Source organism: Cereibacter sphaeroides 2.4.1 (assembly GCF_000012905.2).
GTDB classification, from domain to species: Bacteria; Pseudomonadota; Alphaproteobacteria; order Rhodobacterales; family Rhodobacteraceae; genus Cereibacter_A; species Cereibacter_A sphaeroides.
The window spans coordinates 44,277-67,112 of the sequence record NC_007490.2; the positions used below are offsets into that span (position 1 = coordinate 44,277).

The following is a 22,836-nucleotide window of genomic DNA, read 5'->3' on the forward strand; positions in this document are numbered from 1 at the left end:
AGTCGGCAGTGAAGCGATGAACGCGGGAGCCTTGTGGTTTAGTGGTGGCGCCAGGTCTCGACCACGATCCGGGCCGCGGCCAGGCTGTAGAAGATCTCGCCGGTCAGCAGCTCTTCGCGGAGCTTGGAGTTGAAGCTCTCGCAGTAGCAGTCCTCCACTGGCTGCCGGGCCGGACGAAAGCAGTACGGGCACCGACAGTGGGGTAGGCCGCGCACCTTCAGAGCATGCGCCGCAGGCTCTGTCAGGCGCTTTCCCTGCACAATCGGCAACACCCCACTGGCAAGTTCTTCTCGCTGGTGTCATATTAAGTCCGGGCTGCGGCATGCAGCAGAACCTGAAGGTTTCCATGAACGCAAGGACCGACAGCATCCGCGATCTGGCCGTGCCGCTGGGATCCGACGTCTTCCTGCGTTCGCTGCTTCGGGAACTGGCCGGCACGCTTGAGAAGGTCGTTGGCCTCGACGAAGCGTCTGGATACATCAGCGTTGTCGGCAGCGCGATGGGCGAGCATATCGATGGCGCCTACCGCGGTGCTCTGCAGGTTGAAACGCTTAGCCGAGATCAGGTCGGCGCGGTGCTGGTGGATCTGAAGCGGCGTATCGAGGGCGATTTCTACATCCTCGAAGAGCGCGAAGAGCGTATCGTATTCGGCAACCGGCGCTGCCCCTTCCGCGAGCATGTGCTGGGTCGTCCATCGCTCTGCATGATGACCTCGAACGTCTTTGGCTCGATCGCGGCCGAGAATCTCGGCTATGCGAGGGTTGATATCGAGCAGTCGATCGCAGCGGGCGACGTGGGCTGCCGCGTGGTGGTATATTTTACCCCGAAGGAGACACCCGAACCTAACGCACGCGAGTATTTTAGGCGACAGGAGTGATGGCGGCAGGGATCGAGCAGTCGCTTCTGGATTTCCTTCAGGAGCCGGTCTTCCTTCTGACGCCGCAGGGCCGGATCATGCGTGCCAATGCTGCCGCCCTGCGCCTCATCGGCGGTGACCGCAGTGGCGAGGATCTGGGTTCCTTTCTTGAGACGCCGTCCAATGAGTTTCGGGCATGGCTGAGGTGCTGCTCGGGAACATCGAGCCCAATGGCAGGCCAGTTGCTGTTCCGCCAGCCGGAGGCGGGACCCCGGCGCCTGCGGATGCAGGGGGCGAGGCTGCGCGAGGCGGGCGGGCATGTTATGATAGCGGTACGATGCACGGCCCCCGACTCCGACCGCTTCTCGGTACTCAAGAAGGAGGTGGCACAGCTGAATGCGGAGGCGCATGCGCGCCGCCAGCGCCAGTCGCTTCTGGAAGAGGCACTACACCGCAACATGATCATGCTGCGCGAACTCAACCACCGGGTGAAGAACAACATCCAGCTCATGGTCGGGCTCTTTTCGGCTGCCATCCGCGAGACCGGATCCGAGGAGGTGAGGGATGTGCTTCAGGCGGCCAACCAGCGCCTCCTTGCGGTCGGCGCGGCGCAGGCGCTGATGTACGAGACACAGCAAGTTTCGATGGTCTCTTCCGCCGCGTTCCTGGAGGCTCTGGCAAGCACCCTGTCGGTCACCCTTGGCCCCGAGGTGCGCCTCGAGGTTTCAGCTACCGAGGGGAGGCTGTCCAGTGAGGCCACCTTCCCGCTGGCGCTGATCGTGAACGAACTGGTGACGAACGCGGTCAAGCACGGGCTTCGCGGTGGGACAGGGGCGGTCCGCATCGTGTTGGATAGACAGGGGCATGAATTCACGCTGATCGTGCAGGATGACGGCCCCGGGATTGTGACGGCTGGCTCGTGGCGCCGCTCCTCAGGACTGGGCATCGTGAAGGGACTGTGTCGCCAGCTTGGAGCCGAGCTACGAATCGAAAAACAAGATGGGGCGCGCATTATCGTGCGGTTCACCGATAGCGGGAACGAATTCCTTACATGACCCTTTATAGCGTCGCGCCGCCTCAGGCTCCGGAAGACGCCAGCAAATTGGCGGCGACGTTGGAAAACGTGGGCGCAGGTCGGAAGCCGCCTGCCCGCATCCTCGTGGTCGAGGACGAGTGGCTAGTCGCCTGCGAGATCGAGGCCGCGCTCGCAGACGAGGGATTGGAAGTCGTCGGCATCGCCGCTAGCGCTGAGGAGGCACTCCAAATGGCCGAGGTTCATATGCCCGAACTGGTCTTGATGGACATCCGGATCCGTGGCAACGGCGACGGAATCTACGCGGCCCTCGAGATCAGCCGTCGCTTTGGCCTACGGTCCCTCTTCGTGTCCGCCAATGACGATCCCGGAACCCGCGAGCGTGCTCAGGCGGCTCATCCGCTAGGCTGGTTGCCGAAGCCCTTTTCGACAATGCAGCTCGTTTCGGCCGTCGAAGAGGCGCTGCGGGGCCTTCGACCCTGACGGTGATAATTGTCACACAGAAGTGAGCCGGGTTCGCAGTTACCCCGCGGACTTGGCCAAGGGGGGTCCGAACTAGGCCGCATTGCAGACAAATAGAGCTTCGAATTCCTCGTGGATTCGGTGGCAGAAGGCGGAATGCAGTCGCTTCGAGTTGTAGACCTGCTCCATGAACACAAACAAGCGGCAGCCAATCGGGGCGCGAATACGGAGACCTAAACACAGGTCTCTAGGCTCAGGACCCGTTGATCTGCTTGCGCCGCGCCGGCCGGCGTGATTCGCGGCCCTCGATCAACGGGGGGCCACGATGAGCAATCTCTTCTGGTGACGGAAGCGCAGATGGAGCGGCTGCCGCCGTTCTTTCCGAGGAGCCATGGCAGGCCGCGGGTCGATGATCGAAGAGTGTTGAGCGGCATAATCTTCATCAACCGCAATGGCTTACGATGGTGCGATGCCCCCAAGGAATACGGTCCGGCCAAGACCCTGTACAACCGCTGGAAGCGTTGGAGCGACAATGGTGTCTTCGCACGGATCATGATGGGTCTGGGCGAAACACCTGAGCCTTTCTTCGGGCAGACCTTCTTCACCTGTGGATATCGTAACGTTGTGCGCGCGGGGGGCCGGCCTCTCTGGTTTTGGGTAGCGGCGAGGAACATCGTGGGAGGCGCTGGTGACAGCCGAACCCGGCCTTGTCGAGAGCGTCTTGGTCGGTGCCCGATCGGAACCAATGGGGTTTCCGCCCTTCGCCTGCTGGCGCGATCGCTGCAGCACGGCCGAGCTCCTCCGCTTATCACTGCCCTATTCACGAGCTCGAGGTCTGCCAAGGACGGCAAATCCAAGTGGCAGCCGCTTGGAATCGCGGCGCACATGGTTTAAAGGCGGGGCATTCGTCAGGACCCGGGTGCGATCCCCGGGTGGCTCCTCCGGCCGCCGATCCGCCGGACCACCGTTCAAAACAGACGGAACGTTACCGGCGGGCCAAGGGCCACTGCCGGTCCAGAACGGATTATTCATGATTTCTTTGACCACCTACCGCCAGGAGTGGCTGGGCAACCTGCGGGGCGACCTGCTTTCGGGCATTGTCGTGGCGCTTGCCCTCATCCCCGAGGCCATCGCCTTCTCTATCATCGCCGGGGTCGATCCGAAGGTGGGGCTCTACGCCTCCTTCTCGATCGCCGTCATCACCGCCATCGCGGGCGGACGGCCAGGGATGATCTCGGCCGCCACCGCCGCGACCGCCGTGCTGATGGTGACCCTCGTGCGCGATCACGGGCTGGAATATCTGCTGGCGGCGACCGTGCTGGCGGGGCTGATCCAGACCAGCGCGGGCTTCCTGCGGCTGGGCTTCGTCATGCGCTACGTTTCGCGCTCGGTGATGACGGGCTTCGTCAATGCGCTGGCGATCCTGATCTTCCTGGCGCAGCTGCCCGAACTCGATCCCCGGACCGTGCCGCCACTGACCTACCTGCTGGTGGCGGGCGGGCTTGCGATCATCTACCTGTTCCCGCGGATCACCCGCGCCGTGCCCTCGCCGCTCGTCACCATCGTCGTGCTGACGGCGCTGACCTTCGCGCTGGGGCTCGATGTGCGGACGGTGGGCGACATGGGCGCGCTGCCCGACACGCTGCCCATGTTCCTGATCCCCGACATCCCCCTGACCTTCGAGACGCTGCAGATCATCCTGCCCTATTCCATCGCCGTCGCGGTGGTGGGGCTTCTGGAAAGCCTGATGACGCAGAACATCGTGGACGACCTGACCGACACGCGCTCGAACCGCAACCAGGAGTGCATCGGCCAGGGTCTGGCCAACACCGCCACCGGCTTCATCGGCGGCATGGCGGGCTGCGCCATGATCGGCCAGTCGATCATCAACGTGAAGTCGGGCGGGCGCGGGCGACTGTCGTCCTTTGCCGCCGGGGTCTACCTGCTGTTCATGGTGGTCGTGCTGGGCGATCTGGTCAGCCGGATCCCGATGGCGGCGCTGGTGGCGATCATGATCATGGTCTCGATCGGCACCTTCTCGTGGTCGTCAGTGAAGTCGCTGCGCACCCATCCGCGCTCGTCCTCGGTGGTGATGCTGGCGACGGTGGCGACCGTGGTCTGGACCCACAATCTGGCCATCGGCGTTCTGGTGGGCGTCCTGCTGTCGGGGATCTTCTTCGCGGCCAAGATCGCGCAGCTGTTCGGTGTGACATCAGAGCTGTCTAAGGACGGGCGCGAACGGATCTATAGGGTCGAGGGCCAGCTGTTCTATGCCTCGGTCGAGGATTTCATGGCGGCCTTCGACTTCCGTGAGGCACTCGACCGCGTGGTGATCGACGTGAGCCGCGCCCATATCTGGGACATCTCGTCGGTTCAGGCGCTGGACATGGCGGTGCTGAAGTTCCGCCGCGAAGGTGCCGAGGTGCGGATCGTTGGTATGAACGAGGCCTCGGAAACCATGGTGGACCGGCTGGCCATCCATGACAAGCCGGGCGCGATGGACCGGCTGGTGGCGCATTGAGAGAGGATGAGATGACGGACAGGATTTTGGCGCTGGTGGACGGTTCGGACTTCTCGCGCAGCGTCTGCCTGCATGCGGCTTGGATCGCGCAGAGGCTCGAGCTTCCAGTGGACCTCCTGCATGTGCTGGGCCGACGAGAGGCGGCGGACCGGGGTGACCGTTCCGGTGCGCTCTCGCTGGGGGCGCGGACCGCGCTGCTCGAGGAACTGGCCGCGCTCGATGCAGCGCGGGCGCGGCTGGCGCAGGCAAAGGGGCGGGCGATCCTCGAGGATGCGCAGGCGATCCTGGCCGCCGAGAGCGTCGAGGCGACGCCCCATCTGCGGCAGGGAGACCTGATCGACACGGTGGCCGAGATCGAGCCCTCCATCCGGGCGCTGGTGGTCGGCAAGAGGGGCGAGGCGGCAGGCTTCGCCAGCGACCATCTCGGCTCGAACCTCGAGCGCATCCTGCGGGCGACGACGGTGCCGGTCTTCATCGCGACCGCAGACTACCGGCCGGTGCGCAAGGTGTTGGTGGCCTATGACGGCGGCGCCAGCGCGCGTGTGGCGATCGACCGGATGGCGGCGAGCCCGGTATTCCGCGGCCTTGCGATCACGCTGACCTGCGCGGGCAACGCGGACGAGGCCAGCCGCAAGCTCGAGCGCGCCCGCGGCACGCTTCTGGCCGCCGGAGTCGAGGTCGAGACCTGCATTGTTCCCGGAGAGCCCGAGGTGGCGCTGCAAGCAAAGATCGAGGCCGAGGGCTTTGACCTGCTGGTGATGGGCGCCTATGGCCACAGCCGGATCCGCAGCCTGATCATCGGCTCGACCACCACCGCCCTGATCCGCGCCTGCACCATCCCCATGCTGGTCTACCGGTAGTCCGGGATGGAGGAAGATTTTGCCGTCCGCTACGGCCCGCGCCTGCGCGCCGAACTTGCCGAACTGAGAGCCGCGTCCGAGGGCGCGCTCGAGGCCCGGCGCCCGGTGGAGTTGGATCAGCAGAGCGTCGGTCGGCTTTCGCGGATGGATGCGCTGCAGGGTCAGGCGATGGCGCAGGCGGTGGATGTCCGCCGCGCCGCCCGCCAGCGTGTGGTGGAAGCCGCGCTGTCGCGACTGGAAAGCGGCGAATTCGGCTGGTGCGAGGCCTGTGGCGAGCATATCGGCGTGAAGCGGCTGGACCTAGACCCAACGCTCGTGCGTTGCGTGGGCTGCGCGCGCTGAAAGGCGCGTCGGTTCCAAGGATATTCTCGAAATGATGACGACAAGGACGCCGTCCCTCAGCGAGCTCACGGGGCGGCAGGCCAGCTGGATTGCCGGCGGGCTGGTGATGACACTGGCGACCATGCCGGGCCAGACCAACTTCATCGCGCAGTTCAATGCGGTGCTGCGGGCCGAGTTCGGCCTGAGCAGCGGCCTGTTCGGCGGCCTCTACACGCTCGCGACCCTGACCAGCGCTACGGGGCTGATCTTCGCCGGGGCCCTGGCCGACCGGATCGCGCCGCGGAAGCTGGCCTTGGCGATCATGGCCGGGCTCGCGGCGACGGCCCTTCTCATGTCTCAGGTCCAGAACCTGCCGCTGCTGGTGGTGGCGCTGGCCCTGCTGCGCTTCTTCGGGCAGGGGATGCTGATGCATGTGGCGCTGACCGCCATGGCGCGCTGGTTCGACAGGTTTCGCGGGCGGGCCCTGTCCTTCGCGATGTTCGGCATCACGCTGGGGGATTCAATCCTACCCTTCATGCTGACCGTCTCGATCACGGCCTTCGGCTGGCGGACCGTCTGGATCGGCACGGCCTGCACGCTGGCCCTGGCGTTGATGCCGCTGGTGTTCCTCCTGCTGCGCCGCTCGCCGGAAGGAGGGGCCGTCCCGGCAGGAGGCCCTGCGCCGGCGGCGACCGGTCTCGAGTGGCGCCGCGCGCGCGTGCTGCGGGATCCGCTGTTCTGGGCGATCCTGCCGGGCATCATGGCGATGCCCGGGATCGGGACGCTCTTCATCTTCCATCAGGCCAATCTGGTGGAGGCGAAAGGCTGGGATCTGACCACCTTCACCGCCTTCTTCCCCGTTCTGGCGGTGACGGTTGCGGCCTCGTCGCTCGCCGCAGGCGTTCTCGTCGACCGGCTGGGCGCCTGGCGGCTGATGCCCGTCCTGCTCCTGCCACTTTCGGCCGCCTGCCTCGTGGTGGCGGCCCTGACCCCGGTCTGGTCCATCCCGCTAATCTTCCTCGGCTTCGGTCTAACCCAAGGCGTGATGAACCCCGTCATGGGCGCCGTATGGGTGGAACTCTACGGCAGCGCCCACATCGGCGCCGTGCGGTCGCTGGCCACCGCGGCGCTTGTCGCGGCCTCGGCAATCGGGCCTGGCCTCGCGGGCTGGCTGCTCGACGCCGGCATCCCCCTTGAGCGGCAGGCGGTGTGCTACGCCGCGTTCTGCCTTGCCTGCACAGCGATCTACGCGCTCCTCCAACCGCGGCTCCGCCGACGAACGGTTGCGAGCGCTACTGGCTGACCGGACACGTACGCGCGAGACAGGATGTCTTTGCACCCCACTAGTCCGGGAACGAGGATCTGATCGCGGTTGCGGGGCGCGTGGGCGCCGCGAGCCCTTCGCCGGCTGATCCAGATCAAGGCCAGGTGATCCATCGCATGCGCATAAACGCATGAGACGGAGTCGCCGCCATGATCCAGATACTCTCGGCGCTTGCCGAACCTACCCGCCTTGCAGCCCTCAGTCTCCTGTGGGACGGCAGCGAGCATTGCGTGTGCGAGTTGATGACGCGTCTCGGCGCCACGCAAAGCCGGATGTCGCGGCACATGCAGGTGCTGAAGCAGGCGGGCCTGGTCACCGACCGTCGCGATGCTCAATGGGTGCGCTACCGGCTGAACCCTGAGATGGCACCGGCCGTGCGCACCGTCCTTGCCGCCGTCATGGCATCGCTGGCCGAGGATCGGAAAGCGGCATGAGCGTGCAGTCCACCCCTACCCCCCGCGCGGCCTCGCCCCTGATCTGGACGGCCGGCGTTCTGGCCGCCGTCATGCTCTGGTGGCTCGTCTATCGCCAGCTTGTCCCGGCCTCCGAGACGATCGTGGCGCTTCTTCCGGTCGAACGGCACAGCCACACCGGCGAGGCGCTGGCCTTCTTCTTCTACGACGTGCCCAAGGTGATGCTGCTTCTGGCACTGATCGTCTTTGCCATGGGAGTCGTGCGCAGCTTCTTCAGCCCCGAGCGCACCCGCGCGCTGCTGGCGGGCAAGCGCGAGGGCGTGGGCAATGTTATGGCCGCCAGCCTCGGGGTGGTGACGCCGTTCTGTTCCTGCTCGGCGGTGCCGCTGTTCATCGGCCTCGTCTCGGCCGGGGTGCCGCTGGGGGTGACGTTTTCCTTCCTGATCTCGGCGCCGATGGTGAACGAGGTGGCGCTGGTGCTGCTGTTCGGCCTTGTCGGCTGGGAGGTCGCGCTGACCTATTTCGGGTTCGGCCTGCTGATCGCCATCGTTGCGGGCTGGGTGATCGGCCGGCTGAATCTGGAGGGCTGGCTGCAGGACTGGGTGCGCGACATCCATTCCGGCGCCGCGACCCCGGCGGCCGTGGACGGGGCGCGGCTGACGCTGGTCGACCGCTACCGGCTGGGGCTTGAAGCGGTGCGCGAAATCTTCGGCCGGGTGTGGAAATGGATCATCCTCGGCATCGGGATGGGCGCGCTGATCCACGGCTATGTGCCCGAGGACCTGATGGTGCGCATCATGGGGGCGGAGGCCTGGTGGTCGGTGCCGGCCGCGGTCATCATGGGCATCCCGATGTACACCAACGCCGCCGGCGTGATCCCGATCGTCGAGGCACTGCTGGGCAAGGGCGCGGCGCTCGGCACGGTGCTGGCCTTCATGATGTCGGTGATCGCGCTCTCGTTGCCCGAGATGATCATCCTGCGTCAGGTGCTGACGCTCCGGCTGATCGCGGTCTTCGTGGGGGTGGTGGGCGCCGGCATCCTCGCCGTGGGCTTCCTGTTCAACCTGCTGTTCTGAAAGGGCTTTCCAATGGATATTAAGGTGCTCGGCCCCGGTTGCGTGAAATGTCGCGCGACCGTCGAGGTGATCGAGGAGGCGGCGAAGGCCCAAGGCGTGCCGGTGACCGTGACCAAGGTCGAGGGCATGCGTGAGATCGTGGGCTATGGCGTCATGTCCACCCCCGGCGTCGTGGTCGAGGGGAGGGTGGTCCACACCGGCTCGGTCCCCACGCGCGATCAGGTGAAGGAGTGGCTGAAATGACCGCCCGCGAGTTGCCCGAGGCGCGCCAGCTTTGCCCGACCTCGACCCGAAAAGCGCTGGCTTCGGGCGCGCTGCTCGTCGACGTGCGCGAGGCCGACGAGCAGGCCGCCGTGGGCTTTGCCGAGGCCGAGGTCCTGTCGATCCCGCTCAGCCAGTTCGAGGCGCGCTGTGCCGAGGTGCTACGCGAGCGCGAGGTGGTGGTGGCCTGGCGCTTCCGGGTTGATCACGACGATCTGCGGAACGTCCGGCTCCCGAAGGCGTGCGATCATCGCGTGGGCCAGCTTGCGGACCCGAAATACTGGCTGCCGTTGTAAAGTGGCCACCGCGCCGGCCGCCGATCGCGCGTCTCGATCCGGCGCCAGCGCTGCAAGCCTTCCGGGCGCGGCTGCTTCTTGTGCTGGGCGACGAAGTCACGATTGACCACATATGGCTCGTCGGCCAGATCCCGGCGCAGGGCAACACGAGCCACTGGCTGATTGCGCGCAGGGAGGATCCGGGCAATCTCAACGTGTTCCCGGTCCGGCGTGGCAACTGAGGAATCATGCCGCGCGGGCTTTACACAACCGAAACGTGCGCAACCTACTGGCCGAGGCGCTGCCGCCGAGGTCTACGGTGCCTCCCGATAGCACGATCCTGCCGCGCTGGCGGGAGGCGGACCACCATCGTCAGGCGGGCACTACGAACGTGCTCGTTTTGGGCGAACGCTATGGCATGGGCTCGTCGCGCGACTGGGCGACCGAGGGGCCGGCGCTTCTTGGCGTGCACGCGGTCCTAGCGGTCGGCTTCGACCGGATCCACCGTGCGAACTTGATCGTCATTGGCATCCCGCCGGTGAAGCTGCCGCCGGGGATCACGCCGGAAGGCCTGGGCCTACGGGGCACGGACGAGATCGAGGTGGTGATGACCTGCCCGATGGTGACGATCCACCGGTGCGATGGACGTGTGGACGCCCTGTGCGTCAGGCTGGCTGCCGAGACATCACTCGTGGCGTAGACGCTGAGCGACGGCGGCCTTCGGCCTCTGGGTCTCCGGCGCAGCATCGCGCGTGGCGGGGCTACCTGACGCCCCGGCTCCGGGCGAATTCCGCGCGAGGCGTGGCATGATGCGGGCGTGCGCGGGGCGGGCCGCGGCCCTGACCGCCCGCGATCCGCTGCTGTTTCCGTCGCGACCGCAGGGGAAGGGATGCCGGGCACCAACGCCGGACGACGCGCGGACCGAAACGAAGCGCCAGTCACGATCCCTGTTGCGTGATATCCGTAGCAGGTTCTGTCTTCCCTTGAGAGGCCGGGCGTACTTTGCAGCGGTAGCCGACCGCCAACCCGGCAGCAACATTCTGATCAGGAACATTTATCAACTTAAGGATTAGTTTTATCCTAGTAAGATCGCCTCGATTGCAGCATGGTCGAGGTCTACCTTGGATCCCGGTTTCATCCCGGGTGGCTATTCCGGCCGCCAATCCGCCGGAGCGACGTTCCCCGATTCCGACCTCCCGATCCGGGCGGCTGCTGGCAAGGAGTGGAAAGAAAGCGATGCCACGCCATACCCGTCAGACGGACGTTCTGCGTCCGCCACAAGTGCTGCCGAGTCAGGCCCCCGCTCAGGACCCCTCACCTCGGGTCGAGCGCATGCGCGTTCTCTTCACGTTGGGCGACCCTTACCTGCCGCAGCGCTCGGGCGGCGCCCAGTCCAGCACAGACCAGCTGGTGCGCGCGCTGCTCGCCGAGGGGCATTCGGCCGCCGTGCTCTCTGGCCTCGAGGGCGGCGGCTGGGTCGAACTTTACAGCCGGCTCCAGCGCCGCGTCCTGCGGCGGCATTATGCGGTCGACCGCGCGCGGGGCTACCCCGTCTTTCGCACCTGGGATCCGCGCGACGCGGGCGAGGTGATCCGCCGCTTCCGCCCGCATGTGGCGGTGGTCCAGAACGACAATACCGGGCGCGCTCTCGCCCTCGCCCGCTCCTTTGAGGCCGAGGGCATCGCGGTCGTCTTCTACTTCCGCAACGTAGACTTCGAAGACATCGGCGGCGATCCGGCCTCGGTGCGATCTGCCGCCTATATCGCCAATTCGCGCTTCACCGCCACTAGTTGCCGGACGGCCTTCGGCATCCGCCCGCGGGTCATCCCGCCCTTGGTCGAATCGGCTCTTTACCGCACGGAAAGCAGCCGCGAGAACGTCACCTTCATCAATCCGGTGCCGGTGAAGGGGCTTGAGATCGCCCTTGGCGTGGCAGGCCACTGCCCCGACATCCCCTTCGTCTTTCAGGAGAGTTGGCCGCTCAGCCCCGAGCGGCGTGCGGCGCTGGAGGCGCGCCTGGCGGATCTGCCTAACGTGCGGCCGCAGGGCCGCACCGCCGACATGAAGGCAGTCTACGGCAAGGCGCGATTTGTCCTCGCCCCGAGCCTCTGGCAGGAGGCGTGGGGACGGGTGGCAACCGAGGCGCAATTCTGCGGCCTGCCCGTTATCGGCTCCAGTCGCGGCGGCCTGCCCGAGGCGATTGGCCCCGGCGGGCTGATCGTGGATGCCGAGGCGCCCCTCGCGGCCTGGGTTGCGGCGGTGCGCAGGCTCTGGGACGATCCGGCGGAGTACGAGCGGCTTGCAATTCAGGCGAGAGCCCATGCAGGGCGCCCCGAGATCCAGGGGCGCCAGCAGCTCGCCGCGTTTCTCGACGTGCTGCGCGCGACGGTCTCGCGCGGCGTGAGCCGGGCAAGCGCGCGGACCGCTCACCTGCTCGCCATGGCGCTTCTGCTCGTGTGACGACGGCGGTCGGCGGCCCTAACAGACGAGAAGATCGAGGAAGACGAGCCGCGGCTGTGTTTCAGTCACGATCACGTTCTGCAAAGCAGGCTGTTGTCGGCCGAGAGTACGACGAGCGTATGCGCCCCCTGCGCCTGCAGGCCGGTCCGGCAGCCGCCGCCTTCGGTATCGCCGGGATTGATCACGCCATGGGTGATCGAGTTGGCCAGCGGCAGGATGTTGAGCACCTTTTAGGCAGTAACCGTCCGCGAGAGCGGCGACCACGGGACGGCGCGGTCCTTCGTAGTAAAACGTGTCGCCCTCGCCCGCCCCAATGAAATGCCCAATTGCGGACTGTAGCGGAAATGCGTGGCAAGCGTGAAATGCTTCCTTGGAATGCGGCGGCCGGGGCGGTCCACTGGCTCATCGGCTCAAGTAACACCAAGGCACTCGTCTCATCCGGCCGGGCGCTCGGCCGGCACTGGTCAGGAACGAGGTCCGCGCCGGAATACCGCCGCAGGCGGCACCGTCGCGGCGGCGAGCCATCGTCGCAGTCCGGTCAGGCGCCGCAGCAGCGGCTCATCCACCGCACTGGTGAACAGCAAGGCGAGAAGTAGCGTCCCGGCGAAATAGCCGAAGGCGAGCGGCAGCTCGGGCGTACCGTGCAGATGCGCCGAGGCCACCACCGTGTAAAGCGGCGGCACATGCACGAGATAAAGGCCGAACGATATCCGTCCGAGAAAGAGCGGCACGGGGGTCGCGAAGATCCGTGCCATTGCGGGCAGTGTCAGCACCGCGTAAAGCAGAAGACCCGCCGCCAGCACCGGGACAAGGCCCCTCGGGCGGCCGACGTGCCATTGTTCGGGGACGTCCGGCAGATCGAGGCGCAGGTGCGCCCCTTCGCCCGGTGAGCCGAGCAGGACCGCCCCCACCAGCGCGGCCAGCGGAACGGCCGACGGCACGGGCAGCAGCACCTCGCGCCGTTGCGCCTCGTAGAGCGCGGCCCCGAGGACGAAGGCGAGGTAGGAGTCGGGCAACCATGCGACAATCGCCAGCCCGGAGGCGGCCAGCATGTAGAGGCGGATCCTGCCCTGCGCTAGGAAATAGAGCAGGAAGATCCCGAGCGAGCCGACAAGCTCGATCTGCATCGTCCAGAGCACGTTGTTGAACCGCGAATAGCCGCGGAGGAAAGTGGCGGCGAGACCATCGGCCACAGCATACCACGCGGGCTTGATCGGCTCCTGATAGGTGAAGTTCAGCCAGCGCGACGGCTCGGCGAGCGTCTGCTGCAGGGCGCGCGCGCTGTCCGGAAAGGCGGTTAGCCAGATCCAAGCCAGCAGGCAGCTTGCCGTCACCGGCAGGGCGAGGCGCAGGTAGCGGGTGACACTGTTCGCGATCAGCGCCTCCCTGCGCCGGTCCGCCGCGGCGGCCATGACGAAGCCCGAGAGGACGAAGAACACGGCCACCGCAAAGCGTCCGTTCCAGAGCATGTGGAGCGGCGTGTCGGCCAGTGCGGTGAGGCTCGTGCCCATCGAGGGCGCAAAGTTCGGATGCATCAGGCAGAGGTAGTGATATAGGACCACGATGACTGCGGCCACGCCCCGGAGACCGTCAAATGCCGCAATCCGGGTCGCCGGCAAAGCCGATACGGCCATGGAAGCCATGAAAATGCTCCGTTGAAAACACTGGTGGGTCGAGGGAGATGATCGGGCGCCAGGAGCGCCCAGACCTCGAAACAGGGTTTAGGTAGAGCCTTTCGGAGCGATGTCCACCGAGTTTGGAGCCGTCACCTGATCAAGGATGAACCGATCCGGTTTGACGCCTCCTTTTGCAGGTGTACTTCTAGGGCCATGAACGGCAGATGCAGTCACAGCAGTGCGGAAACCTGCCGGCGCCGGACATGCCGCCAGGGACCACTGCGCCGACGGGTTTCGATACATCCTCGCCCCGACGCTGCCGTTCACGCCGAGCTGGCGGCAGGGCGTGGGTCCCTTGGCCTGGTTCCCTGCCCGCAGGTCTCGTCACAAAAGCTTCGCTTGACGCGTGCCTGCATTATTCCATAAGTCCCGAATTATGGAATATGAAGCTGCCACCCGTCACTTTGCCGCTCTCGGCCATCCCGGCCGCCTCTCCGTCGTCCGGCTGCTTTTGCGGCATGCGCCGCGGGGTGTACGGCCGACCGAGATCGCGGGGACGCTCGGGATGAAGTCGAACACTCTCTCGCACCATCTGGCCGAACTGGAGGGGGCGGGCCTGATCGGCTCGGCGCGCGAGGGACGCTCGCTGTTCTACACCGTGCGGCTGCCCGAACTGGCGGCGCTGATTGCCTACCTCGGCCAGGACTGCGGCCGGGGGCGCCCCGACCTGATGCCCACGCATCCAACGGAGATCGACATGGACCGCCCCTTCAACGTGCTTTTCATCTGCTCGGGCAATTCCGCCCGCTCGATCTTTGCCGAGGCAATCCTGCGCAGCCTCGGCGGCACCCGCTTCCGCGCCTTCTCGGCGGGGACGCGGCCGAACAGCGTGCTCAACCCCTTCGCGATCGAGGTACTGGAGCGCAACGGGCTCGATACCTCGGGCCTGCGTTCGAAGCATGTCGCGGAGTTCGAGGGGCCGGAGGCTCCGCGGATGGATTTCGTCTTCACCGTCTGCGATCAGGCGGCGTCTGACGAATGCGCGCCCTGGCCGGGGCAGCCGCTGACCGCCCATTGGGGGATGCCCGACCCGGCGAAGGCCGAGGGCACGGATGCCGAGAAGGGCCTTGCCTTCGCCAAGGCCTTCGGCGAGCTGCATCGCCGGATCTCGGCTTTCACCCAGCTGCCCTTCGACCAGCTGGAGCGGCTGGCCCTGCAGCAGCACCTCGACCGGCTGGGAGAGGCCTGATGGCGCGGATCGCGATCAACGGCCTCGGGCGGATGGGGAAACTCTTGCTGCGCGAACTGATCGACCGCGGCATGGGCGACGGGATCATGCTTCTGAACGATGCTGAGGGCGATCCGGCGCAGCACGCGCTGCTGATGGAGTTCGACAGCGTTCACGGCCGCTGGACGACGCCGGTGACGCATGACGCCGAGAGCCTGACGCTCGCCGGCCACCGCATCCCGCTGCGGCGCGAACGGCGGATCGAGGATCTGCCGCTGGGCGAGCTGGGTGTCGATCTGGTGGTTGACTGCACCGGCGTCTTCAAGACCGCCGCGAAAATCGCGCCCTATTTCGAGGCGGTGAAGAAGGTCGTGGTCTCGGCGCCGGTGAAGGATGGCGGGGCGCTGAACCTGGTCTATGGGATCAATCACCAGCTCTACGACGGCAGCCAGCGGCTGGTGACGGCGGCCTCCTGCACGACGAACTGCCTCGCGCCGGTGGTGAAGGTGATCCACGAGAGGTTGGGCATCCGGCATGGCTCGATCACCACGATCCATGACGTGACCAATACCCAAACCATCGTGGACCGGCCGGCGAAGAACATGCGCCGCGCCCGCTCGGCGCTGGCGAACCTGATCCCGACCTCGACCGGCTCGGCCACCGCGATCGGGCTGATCTACCCCGAGCTGAAGGGCCGGCTGAACGGCCATGCGGTGCGGGTGCCGCTGCTGAATGCCTCGCTGACCGACTGCGTCTTCGAGGTCGAGCGCCCGACCACGGCCGAGGAGGTCAACGCCCTCTTCGCCGAAGCCGCTGCCGGGCCGCTGAAAGGCATCCTCGGCTATGAGGAGCGGCCGCTGGTCTCGTCGGATTTCCTGAATGATCCCCGGTCGGCGGTGGTCGATGCGGCCTCGACCATGGTGGTGGGCGGCACGCAGGTGAAGATCTACGCCTGGTATGACAACGAATGGGGCTATGCCTGCCGGATGGCCGACATCACCCGGCTGGTGGCGGAGAGCCTGACATGAGCCGCCCATTCCCCGGCGTCCGGCCTGCCGAGCGGTCCGGATCATGAGCCTCGCCACCTCGTCGGGCCTTCGGGCCTATGCCGCCGTCACCGCCGCCTACTGGGCCTTCATGCTCAGCGACGGCGCGCTGCGGATGCTGGTACTGCTGCATTTCAACGGCCTGGGCTTCTCGCCGGTGCAGCTGGCCTGGCTTTTCCTGCTTTATGAACTTGCCGGGATCGTGACCAACCTGTCGGCTGGCTGGCTGGCCGCGCGGTTCGGGCTGACCTCGACGCTTTACGCAGGCCTCGGGCTGCAGATCGGGGCGCTTGGCGCGCTGGCGATGCTGGACCCGGCGTGGAGCATTCCCGCCTCGGTCGCCTTCGTCATGGCGGTGCAGGGGGTGTCGGGCGTGGCCAAGGATCTGGCCAAGATGTCCTCGAAAAGTGCGGTCAAGGTGCTGGCGCCGGCGGGTGACGGGCTGTTCCGGTGGGTGGCGCTGCTGACGGGATCGAAGAACGCGGTGAAGGGGGCGGGCTTCTTCCTCGGCGCCGCCTTGCTGGCGCTGGCGGGCTTTCAGGCGGCGGTCTGGGGGATGGCGGCGGTGCTGGCGGCGATCCTGCTGGCGGTGGTGCTCTGGATGCCCGAGGGCCTGCCCTGCGGCGTGAAGGGCACGAAATTCGCCTCGGTCTGGTCGCGCGATCCCGCCGTCATCCGGCTGTCGCTGGCGCGGATGTTCCTGTTCGGCGCGCGCGACGTGTGGTTCGTGGTGGGCATCCCGGTCTATTTCCAGTCCGTCCTGTCGGACGGCACCGCCGAGGGCCGGCGCGAGGCCTTCTTCCTGATCGGCGGCTTCATGGCGCTCTGGATCATCGGCTACGGCGCGGTGCAGGGGATGGCGCCCCGGCTGATCCGCGGAGACGCCGCAGCCCAGGCCCGCCGCTGGGCCGGGTGGCTGGTGCCGATCCCCTTCGCGCTCGCGGCGCTGGCACTGGCGGCGGGCGGACCGGCCCTGTGGCTGACGCTGACGCTGGTGGCGGGGCTTCTGCTCTTCGGCTTCGTCTTCGCGGTGAACTCGTCGCTGCACTCCTACCTGATCCTCGCCGTCTCGAAGGCCGAGCGGGTGACGATGGACGTGGGCTTCTACTACATGGCGAACGCCGCGGGTCGCCTGATCGGCACGCTGCTCTCGGGCCTCAGCTACCAGTGGGGCGGCCTGCCGCTCTGCCTTGCCACCGCGGGCGCCATGGCCGCCGGAAGCTGGCTCGCGGCGCGACGGTTCGGGGGAGCGGAACAGGCCTGACGGTTCAACTCCGCCCTGGCGGCAGCAGAGTCGGTGCTGTCGCAGAGGTCGCTCGAGCGTCGCAGACGGTGCACTAGTACGGCCGATATGCAGAAAGCGCGATGTCACACACCGGCCAGTCGAATGCCGTCATCTGCCGGACCTCCATTGCCAAGCGGCTTTGACTTGTGTCGATCGCTCTCCTTGCGATTGGGTTCTTTCGATTTGCGGTTATTGAGGGTTTCTGAGGATGCATGCCACAGCTGCGACGGTCGGCAAGACCGCTCTTCGTGCCGGCGTCTGGCATCATGCTGCGCAGGGCACGACGGGCAGGAAAGACACTGGTCGCTTAGCGTGAAGGCCGCTTCGGGTCAGGCATGCCTGCTGCGACCCAGCGCGCAACGTAAGCATCCAGCATAGGCCGCGGTCATGTAGCGAGTTGGCGCTCCGATGGCTGCCACTTCCACGGCAGAAGGTCCGGCACCCGTGAGACCGTTGTGTTGGGATATCTCGCCAGGACGTCGGCGAGCCAAGCCTGTGGGTCGATGTCGTTCATCTTGGCGGTGACGATCAGGGAATACATCAAGGCAGCCCAATCGCCGCCGTGCCCGGAGCCGGTGAAGAGCCAGGATTTTCGTCCCAATGCGATACCGCGCAGTGCGCGCTCGGCCGCGTTGTTATCGGGCATGTTGCCATCGGCGCCCCGCGAACGCTCGGCAGATTTTACCCTGTCATGTTAGAACTGTCGTGTCGGGACAGGGGCGTCGGAGTGCGAAGATGCGGGCAGGCCGAATTGACTTTGAGCTGCGAGCTCGCGTTGTTATCTGGCCGCCCCTGCAACTATCCCGTCTGCGCTACGAGCGCGTATCCGTAGATGTCGCACAGCCCGCGCACTCCCTCATCGACAACAGGGAGGATTTGCATGCGGTCGATCGGAATGGATGTGCATCGGAGTTTTGCGCAGGTCGCGGTCTTTGATCGGGGCAAGGTCACGGTAGAATTCCGGGTGGAACTCGAGCACGACGCTGTGGTGGCCTTCGGGCAGAAGCTCCGAAAAGATGACGAGGTCATTCTGGAGGCGACCGGGAACACCTCGGCCATCGTAAGGTTGCTGACGCCGTTCGTGGCCAGGGTCGTGATCGCGAACCCACTTCAGGTGAAGGCCATCGCCCACGCGCGCGTGAAGACCGACAAGGTCGACGCGAAGATCCTGGCGCAGCTTCATGCCGCCGGCTTCTTGCCAGAGGTCTGGGCCGCGGATGACGATACCCTGAACCTGCGTCCTCGGGCGTCCCGGTAATGTCCTCGCACATCTTCACGATGCCGTCCGAGGCACAGCAGGAGCACGCTGCCGGTGCCTCGATCCCCACGCGCTCGCGCGGCAGGTGGTCCGGGAACGGCTTGCGCGCCGGGCGGCGGCGCCCGAACCCGACGACCGCCGTGGTCTTTGCCTTCCCGGCGGCGATCTCGTCTTCGGTGGCGGCGGCCTCGGGTTCCGCGAGCTGCAGCTCCATCTGGTCGATCAGGCGGGCGCGGCGTTCGGCGCTATGGCCATAGTCGTCACGTCGGAGCTTGGCGATCTCCAGCTTGAGGTGCTTGATCATAGCCTCCGAGGTGGAGACCACCGCCCTAGCCTGCGCCAGCTCGCTCTCCGCAACCTCGGCACGGGCCTGAGATGCCGCGAGAGCGGCGCGCAGTCGAGCAATCTCTGAAGCGGTATCGGACATGCCCAAAGCATACCCTGAACGGGTGGAACGCCCAACAAAATATGGGTTTTGGGGGCTGCCGTCGGCAAGGCGGTCCGCCATTAAGTCATGGACCAGACCAGGTTCGGGGCCGCCGGCACGGTCAGTTCCTCGGGCTTCTCCCGCTTCAGCCTGCGCCGCGGTTTGATCCGCAGATTCAGCTCACAGTAGATCCGGTTGACCCGCTTGTGGTTCCAAGCATACTCCTTCACGTTCCGCAGGTGCAGAAAGCACAGGCCGAAACCCCAGCTCTTGTGGACATTGGTCAGCCCGACCAGAAGGTCGGCGATCATCTCGTTCTCGTCATCGCGCTTCGGGCTGTAGCGGAAACAGGTCTCGCTGACCCCGAACGCCCGGCAAGCCAGCGCAATGCTGATCCCCTTCGTCGCCACCGCCCTCTCGGCCCAGTCCCGGCGCTGAGCTGGCCGCGTCACTTTTCTCCAAGAGCCTCGCGAAGCAGGTCTGCCACATACTCAGGTCGGTGAACATGCGCTTCAGCCGCCGGTTCTCGTGTTCCAGCGCCTTCATCTTACTCATCATGGACGCGTCCATGCCGCCACACCTGACGCGCCACTTGTAGAACGTCGCGCTTCTGATCCCATGCTCGCTTCACAGCTAGGGCACGGCCAAGCCGCCCTCCGCTTGAAGCAGCACACCCATGATCTGGGCTTCGGTGAAACGGCTCTTCATCATCGGAATCTCCTCCGCCATCTTGCCGAGAAAATGCTACGTTCGCAGCCCTCTAACCTTGGGGAGGATTACCCCGGGACCGGCCCCGGCGCGGAGGCCTTCGCTGCGCCAGGTTCTGCTCCTTCTTGTCATCCATGCTCAACCCCCCGTTCCTTGGGGAAGCGCATTCCGCGATGTCCCAAGAAACCGTGCCCCAGCCTGGACGGACGCTGGTGGCCAAGGATCTGGTAACAGCCACCGCAAGACGAACGTGCTCGCGGCGCCGCTCCAGACGAGAGCCACGCAATGGCCTCACCCGGCACGACGCTGAAGTGCTATCAGCGAACCGTGTAGGTTTAAGCCTCCACTCCGAGCCCTGGCTGTCATCGCCCGCAGCATCCCCCCGGGGCTCCAGACAGGGTTCACCGGGCGGTAACGGTTTGCATCGAGGACGAGCACACACAAGGCCGCCGGGAGATCGCCCATGGTATCTGCGGCCTCGTCCCAGGCGCTGGCGTTGACACCAAGAGCTGGCAAGATCGCGATGGCTGCCTGAATAAAATCGTGCGCCGTGAGGGTGCTATCGCTACGCCGGCCGGCATCCAGATACATCTGCATGTCGGGGGACGCTGCCTCGTAGAGCTGTGTCGGCGTAAACGTGTCCAAATATCTAGGCTTGAACCCTCGGTCGGCCAAGCCATGCTTTTTTTCGTAGCAGGATGCAGTGCCGTCCGGCGCGGCATCGGGCTTGATGCTATCCGCCCGCTTGCGGGCGGTCCGCTCAATGGCGGAGGAGCCGCTACAGACAGGATTTTCTTGCGTTGTATCTTGTATATGAGGCCGGAAGGAATTTTCCGGCACGCCGGAAGAAACCTGCTGCACTTCGAGGTGCCGGAGCGCCTCGCGAGCAGCTTTGTCCACACGCTGAAGGAGGGCGCCGAGTTCGCTGCCATCCAATGCGTCGTAGCGTCGGGGCATGGACGCGAGAACCTCCGTGAGGCCGGGAACCGCCTTATCCAGTGCCGCCAGACGGGTGAGGGTCTGGCTCAAGATCCGGCGCGCGGCCGACACACGGCGTCGCAAGACCTGACGCTCGCGTTCGGCGGCCTCAAGCTGCTCCGCGATCCGCAGCAAGCTTGGGAACGCTTCGATCAAGGGGGCGAACGAGATGCCCTGGATAAGGTCGCCACCGCCAAAGCGACCGCGACTTCCGTCCGCGGCAACGTTGCGTCTCAAGAGGCCAAGCCGCTCGAGGCGCGCCTCCTGATAGCGGAGCGCCCGCGGTGTCACTCCAAGGCGTGCCGCCACCTGGACCTGCTGCATGAAGCATACCGCGTCCCTTTGCTCATCCCGCCAGTCGCTGGGCCTCGTCGCGTGAACCATTACCAACAACGCTCGCAGGCACGCGCTCGACAAGCCCAAAGCCGCGCTGCACGCTGTGACGACTCGTTCCACATCGCTCCGTTGAAAGCGCCCGGGCAGGGAGGGGTAGATTTTCTCGGGTTCAGCCTGAAGCTGGATGGATAACATACTTTATACTCGCTCTATGTCCGTGAGCGAGGCGGTCCCGGCAAAGCTCCATCGTTCGCAGAAACTGCGGTTTCGACTTGCCCGATTCTTGGGGAGACGCTACAGCTAGCCTTGATCCAGAGGCTGTTCAGGGTTCCCGCCCTGAGCTGTAGCTTCCCCCGCCGGTTACCGCCGCGCGGGGGTTACTTTTTGCTTGGCGTAATTCCCTCCGTAGATTTCAGCTTTGCGAGCATGGCGTGCTGCTCGGGCCTCCCACTGCGTATTGCCGCTGCCCATGAAGCGCTCGGCGCACATGAGGCGAGTTTTCAGGTCGCTGAGCTGTGCAATGCGTTGTCCGTCAAAGAGGGCGCTGCCCTCCGCGATGCCAATGGCCGGGCGCAGACGTCGGCGGGCCGGTATCCCCACCTTCCTCCGCCTGCGGCTCCGTGCAGGCGGGTGATCCCCCTCCGGCCCGCCGAGCCAGGCATCGCACCCCCCGCGTTCGCCACGCGGCAGACCGACATGGGCGCGTCCCGCGACCATGCCGATCAGCACGGATTTTGGAGAACCGTCATGAGTAAGAAGCGAGCCACCACGGCTGTTATCACCCACAAGCTTTATGCACAGTGGCCCGGGCAGCCTGAGACGCACATCGGCTTTCGCGCGATGACCAACATCGGGTCCAGCATCGAGATCCTGTTCGAGCCGCTGCATCTCGAGAACGCCTCCCTTAGAGCTGAGAGCTGGCGCGCCTCACCGAAGGCTGTTCCACAGTAGTCTGCGCAGCGAGAGCGGCTGGGAAGGCGATCAGGTTGCTCGCATCAAGGCGCGGAGCAACCCGCGTCTTCCCGACCCAACACCTGACGGACCCGGGCGTAAGCGGCACATGAGCAGCCTCAACGCCAAACTGCGCCAGCAGTCGACGCAACGCCGCGTGTGATCGAACGACTCGTGGCGCTGGGTGCGACCGCGAATAGAGAACAGCTCGCGCGTTAGAGCCCAAATCTACTGACAGACTGAACCCCGCCGCTTCCCGCTCGCTGCCAAAAGAGAGTTCAAGGTGCACATCAACGTGTCCTTGGGTCCGCACATGCTCGGCAAACGCCTCACTTCCTGCTGGGATCGCAACCACTGCAACTTCCTCACATACTCTTGCCGTTCCGCGCGATGAGAAATCTATACTGATTCTTGAATCCGGTATCGGAAACATATTCACAAGCAACCAGCGCGGTCAGCCTATCTCTAGGTTGATGGACTGATGTTGCCAAGATGATTATGTGCGAATGTTTGCGTGCGCCAGATTGCCGCACGGCAACTTATGGCGTTCCGAAGGCGGTTCTCCTGCCTCCGTAGTCAGTCGCAACGTCTCTCTGCAGCGTGGATTTGCCACGCCGCCACAGCGCCTGAACCGGGGTCTATGACCGCTCATCGCGGTCTGCTGCCCGAAAAATCAGGTTTAGGGGTGCATAATCATTTGCTAGGACGGAGCAAGGGCAAGTCAGAAGGGCGTAACGCCTTCGATAATCATTCTTGCTCAGGGACAGCGTTGAAAACGGAAAGGGGAAGTATGAGCATTCCGGGAGTGATCTGGGAAGCGGGTGTGCCGGATGAGATCGCGCAGGGGGCGAAGCTCCGGTTCGTGGCCGCTGGTGACGAGGGAAGCTCCGACGAGGTGATCGGATGGTATGTCGTTCTCGAGTATCCGGACGGCACAGCCAAGGTTCTCGTGAAGCAGGTGCGTTACGAGCCGCGACTGCTCAAGACATGGCCAGGCATTGCGTCGTTCGTTACGCAGTATACCCCCGAGAAAAGCTCCGTAACAGTCCCGATCCGGCCGGAGGTTCGTAACCAGCGAGAGCTATGGGACTTGGTGATATCTTACGGCAGCAAATGATATCTATGCGGCATACTGACTGAC

At 65.5% G+C, this 22,836-nt stretch carries 22 protein-coding genes, 5 pseudogenes and 2 other annotated features; of the genes and pseudogenes, 19 read left to right on the forward strand and 8 right to left on the reverse strand.

Annotation, left to right across the window (positions count from 1 at the left end):
- Nucleotides 1-38 precede the first annotated feature (38 nt).
- Nucleotides 39-158 carry an integrase core domain-containing protein gene (locus tag RSP_RS21120; protein ID WP_017140510.1) on the reverse strand — a complete coding sequence of 40 codons (120 nt, stop codon included), beginning with the start codon at nt 156-158 and terminating at the stop codon, nt 39-41.
- Between the two features lie 164 nt (nt 159-322).
- On the opposite strand from RSP_RS21120, the gene RSP_RS21125 reads away from it, so the two are divergent.
- The 14 genes and pseudogenes from RSP_RS21125 to RSP_RS21190 all read left to right on the forward strand — a co-directional run bounded on the left by RSP_RS21125 (nt 323) and on the right by RSP_RS21190 (nt 11,862).
- Complete coding sequence (locus tag RSP_RS21125; RefSeq protein ID WP_011331451.1) at nt 323-877, forward strand: methanogen output domain 1-containing protein; 555 nt, start codon at nt 323-325, stop codon at nt 875-877.
- Nucleotides 877-1,911: a sensor histidine kinase gene (locus RSP_RS21130; RefSeq protein ID WP_011331452.1), complete on the forward strand. Its 1,035-nt coding sequence runs from the start codon at nt 877-879 to the stop codon at nt 1,909-1,911. Before RSP_RS21125 ends, RSP_RS21130 begins: the two co-directional genes overlap by 1 nt.
- Complete coding sequence (locus RSP_RS21135) at nt 1,908-2,372, forward strand: response regulator (RefSeq protein WP_011331453.1); 465 nt, start codon at nt 1,908-1,910, stop codon at nt 2,370-2,372. The genes RSP_RS21130 and RSP_RS21135 overlap by 4 nt, the downstream gene beginning before the upstream one ends.
- Nucleotides 2,373-2,676: 304 nt before the next feature.
- Nucleotides 2,677-2,915 (forward strand): annotated as a pseudogene (locus tag RSP_RS21140) (transposase); the annotation flags it as partial.
- Nucleotides 2,916-3,259: 344 nt separating this feature from the next.
- Nucleotides 3,260-3,317 (forward strand) — a sequence feature (sul1 is cis-regulatory element that is thought to sense ions involved in sulfur or methionine metabolism; They are found in Alphaproteobacteria).
- A gap of 64 nt (nt 3,318-3,381) precedes the next feature.
- The gene (locus tag RSP_RS21145) at nt 3,382-4,872 is read left to right on the forward strand and encodes a SulP family inorganic anion transporter (RefSeq protein WP_011331455.1); all 1,491 of its coding nucleotides are present in this window, start codon (nt 3,382-3,384) and stop codon (nt 4,870-4,872) included.
- Between the two features lie 11 nt (nt 4,873-4,883).
- Nucleotides 4,884-5,732 (forward strand): universal stress protein, encoded by an 849-nt coding sequence (locus RSP_RS21150; RefSeq protein ID WP_017140509.1) that lies wholly within the window; start codon nt 4,884-4,886, stop codon nt 5,730-5,732.
- A gap of 6 nt (nt 5,733-5,738) precedes the next feature.
- On the forward strand, nt 5,739-6,074 hold the full coding sequence (locus RSP_RS21155) for a TraR/DksA family transcriptional regulator (protein ID WP_011331456.1): 336 nt from the start codon (nt 5,739-5,741) through the stop codon (nt 6,072-6,074).
- A 31-nt stretch (nt 6,075-6,105) separates the two neighbouring features.
- On the forward strand, nt 6,106-7,356 hold the full coding sequence (locus tag RSP_RS21160; RefSeq protein WP_011331457.1) for an MFS transporter: 1,251 nt from the start codon (nt 6,106-6,108) through the stop codon (nt 7,354-7,356).
- A gap of 170 nt (nt 7,357-7,526) precedes the next feature.
- Nucleotides 7,527-7,811 carry an ArsR/SmtB family transcription factor gene (locus RSP_RS21165; protein WP_011331458.1) on the forward strand — a complete coding sequence of 95 codons (285 nt, stop codon included), beginning with the start codon at nt 7,527-7,529 and terminating at the stop codon, nt 7,809-7,811.
- Nucleotides 7,808-8,866: a permease gene (locus RSP_RS21170; protein ID WP_011331459.1), complete on the forward strand. Its 1,059-nt coding sequence runs from the start codon at nt 7,808-7,810 to the stop codon at nt 8,864-8,866. Before RSP_RS21165 ends, RSP_RS21170 begins: the two co-directional genes overlap by 4 nt.
- A 12-nt stretch (nt 8,867-8,878) precedes the next feature.
- Nucleotides 8,879-9,109 (forward strand): thioredoxin family protein, encoded by a 231-nt coding sequence (locus tag RSP_RS21175; protein WP_011331460.1) that lies wholly within the window; start codon nt 8,879-8,881, stop codon nt 9,107-9,109.
- Nucleotides 9,106-9,423: a rhodanese-like domain-containing protein gene (locus RSP_RS21180; protein WP_011331461.1), complete on the forward strand. Its 318-nt coding sequence runs from the start codon at nt 9,106-9,108 to the stop codon at nt 9,421-9,423. Before RSP_RS21175 ends, RSP_RS21180 begins: the two co-directional genes overlap by 4 nt.
- A 112-nt stretch (nt 9,424-9,535) precedes the next feature.
- Nucleotides 9,536-10,102 carry a hypothetical protein gene (locus tag RSP_RS21185; protein ID WP_227590686.1) on the forward strand — a complete coding sequence of 189 codons (567 nt, stop codon included), beginning with the start codon at nt 9,536-9,538 and terminating at the stop codon, nt 10,100-10,102.
- Nucleotides 10,103-10,522: 420 nt separating this feature from the next.
- Nucleotides 10,523-10,579 (forward strand) — a sequence feature (sul1 is cis-regulatory element that is thought to sense ions involved in sulfur or methionine metabolism; They are found in Alphaproteobacteria).
- A 155-nt stretch (nt 10,580-10,734) separates the two neighbouring features.
- Nucleotides 10,735-11,862 carry a glycosyltransferase family 4 protein gene (locus RSP_RS21190; protein ID WP_011331462.1) on the forward strand — a complete coding sequence of 376 codons (1,128 nt, stop codon included), beginning with the start codon at nt 10,735-10,737 and terminating at the stop codon, nt 11,860-11,862.
- 71 nt (nt 11,863-11,933) lie between these two features.
- On the opposite strand, the gene RSP_RS22315 is transcribed toward RSP_RS21190, so the two are convergent.
- Both RSP_RS22315 and RSP_RS21195 read right to left on the reverse strand, forming a co-directional pair.
- Nucleotides 11,934-12,089: a hypothetical protein gene (locus RSP_RS22315; RefSeq protein ID WP_011331463.1), complete on the reverse strand. Its 156-nt coding sequence runs from the start codon at nt 12,087-12,089 to the stop codon at nt 11,934-11,936.
- Between the two features lie 237 nt (nt 12,090-12,326).
- Nucleotides 12,327-13,496, reverse strand: a complete 1,170-nt coding sequence (locus RSP_RS21195) for an acyltransferase family protein (RefSeq protein WP_050988691.1) — start codon at nt 13,494-13,496, stop codon at nt 12,327-12,329.
- Between the two features lie 418 nt (nt 13,497-13,914).
- On the opposite strand from RSP_RS21195, the gene RSP_RS21200 reads away from it, so the two are divergent.
- From RSP_RS21200 to arsJ, 3 genes are read left to right on the forward strand one after another with little or no spacing between them, the layout of a single operon-like run.
- Nucleotides 13,915-14,727, forward strand: coding sequence for a metalloregulator ArsR/SmtB family transcription factor (locus RSP_RS21200; protein WP_011331465.1), 813 nt, complete (start codon nt 13,915-13,917; stop codon nt 14,725-14,727).
- Entirely contained in the window at nt 14,727-15,734 is a 1,008-nt protein-coding gene (locus RSP_RS21205) for an ArsJ-associated glyceraldehyde-3-phosphate dehydrogenase (RefSeq protein WP_011331466.1), read from the forward strand. Before RSP_RS21200 ends, RSP_RS21205 begins: the two co-directional genes overlap by 1 nt.
- A gap of 43 nt (nt 15,735-15,777) precedes the next feature.
- Complete coding sequence (arsJ, locus tag RSP_RS21210) at nt 15,778-17,016, forward strand: organoarsenical effux MFS transporter ArsJ (protein WP_011331467.1); 1,239 nt, start codon at nt 15,778-15,780, stop codon at nt 17,014-17,016.
- A gap of 406 nt (nt 17,017-17,422) precedes the next feature.
- On the opposite strand, the pseudogene RSP_RS21215 reads toward arsJ, so the two are convergent.
- Nucleotides 17,423-17,674 (reverse strand): annotated as a pseudogene (locus tag RSP_RS21215) (transposase domain-containing protein); the annotation flags it as partial.
- A gap of 258 nt (nt 17,675-17,932) precedes the next feature.
- Between RSP_RS21215 and RSP_RS21220 the strand changes: the two are divergent.
- A pseudogene (locus tag RSP_RS21220) lies at nt 17,933-18,277 on the forward strand (IS110 family transposase); the annotation flags it as partial.
- Nucleotide 18,278: 1 nt separating this feature from the next.
- Here the strand turns inward: RSP_RS21220 and RSP_RS21225 are convergent.
- The 4 genes and pseudogenes from RSP_RS21225 to RSP_RS21240 all read right to left on the reverse strand — a co-directional run.
- Nucleotides 18,279-18,722, reverse strand: a pseudogene (locus RSP_RS21225) (IS66 family transposase); the annotation flags it as partial.
- Between the two features lie 57 nt (nt 18,723-18,779).
- Nucleotides 18,780-19,433 (reverse strand): annotated as a pseudogene (locus RSP_RS21230) (transposase); the annotation flags it as partial.
- A gap of 288 nt (nt 19,434-19,721) precedes the next feature.
- A complete protein-coding gene (gene repC / locus RSP_RS21235) occupies nt 19,722-20,939 on the reverse strand; it encodes a replication initiation protein RepC (RefSeq protein ID WP_011331470.1) in 1,218 nt (405 codons plus the stop codon).
- A gap of 165 nt (nt 20,940-21,104) precedes the next feature.
- Nucleotides 21,105-21,632: a hypothetical protein gene (locus RSP_RS21240; RefSeq protein WP_160384182.1), complete on the reverse strand. Its 528-nt coding sequence runs from the start codon at nt 21,630-21,632 to the stop codon at nt 21,105-21,107.
- A gap of 853 nt (nt 21,633-22,485) precedes the next feature.
- Between RSP_RS21240 and RSP_RS21245 the strand changes: the two genes are divergently transcribed.
- Nucleotides 22,486-22,812 (forward strand): hypothetical protein, encoded by a 327-nt coding sequence (locus RSP_RS21245; protein ID WP_017140546.1) that lies wholly within the window; start codon nt 22,486-22,488, stop codon nt 22,810-22,812.
- Nucleotides 22,813-22,836: the final 24 nt, after the last annotated feature.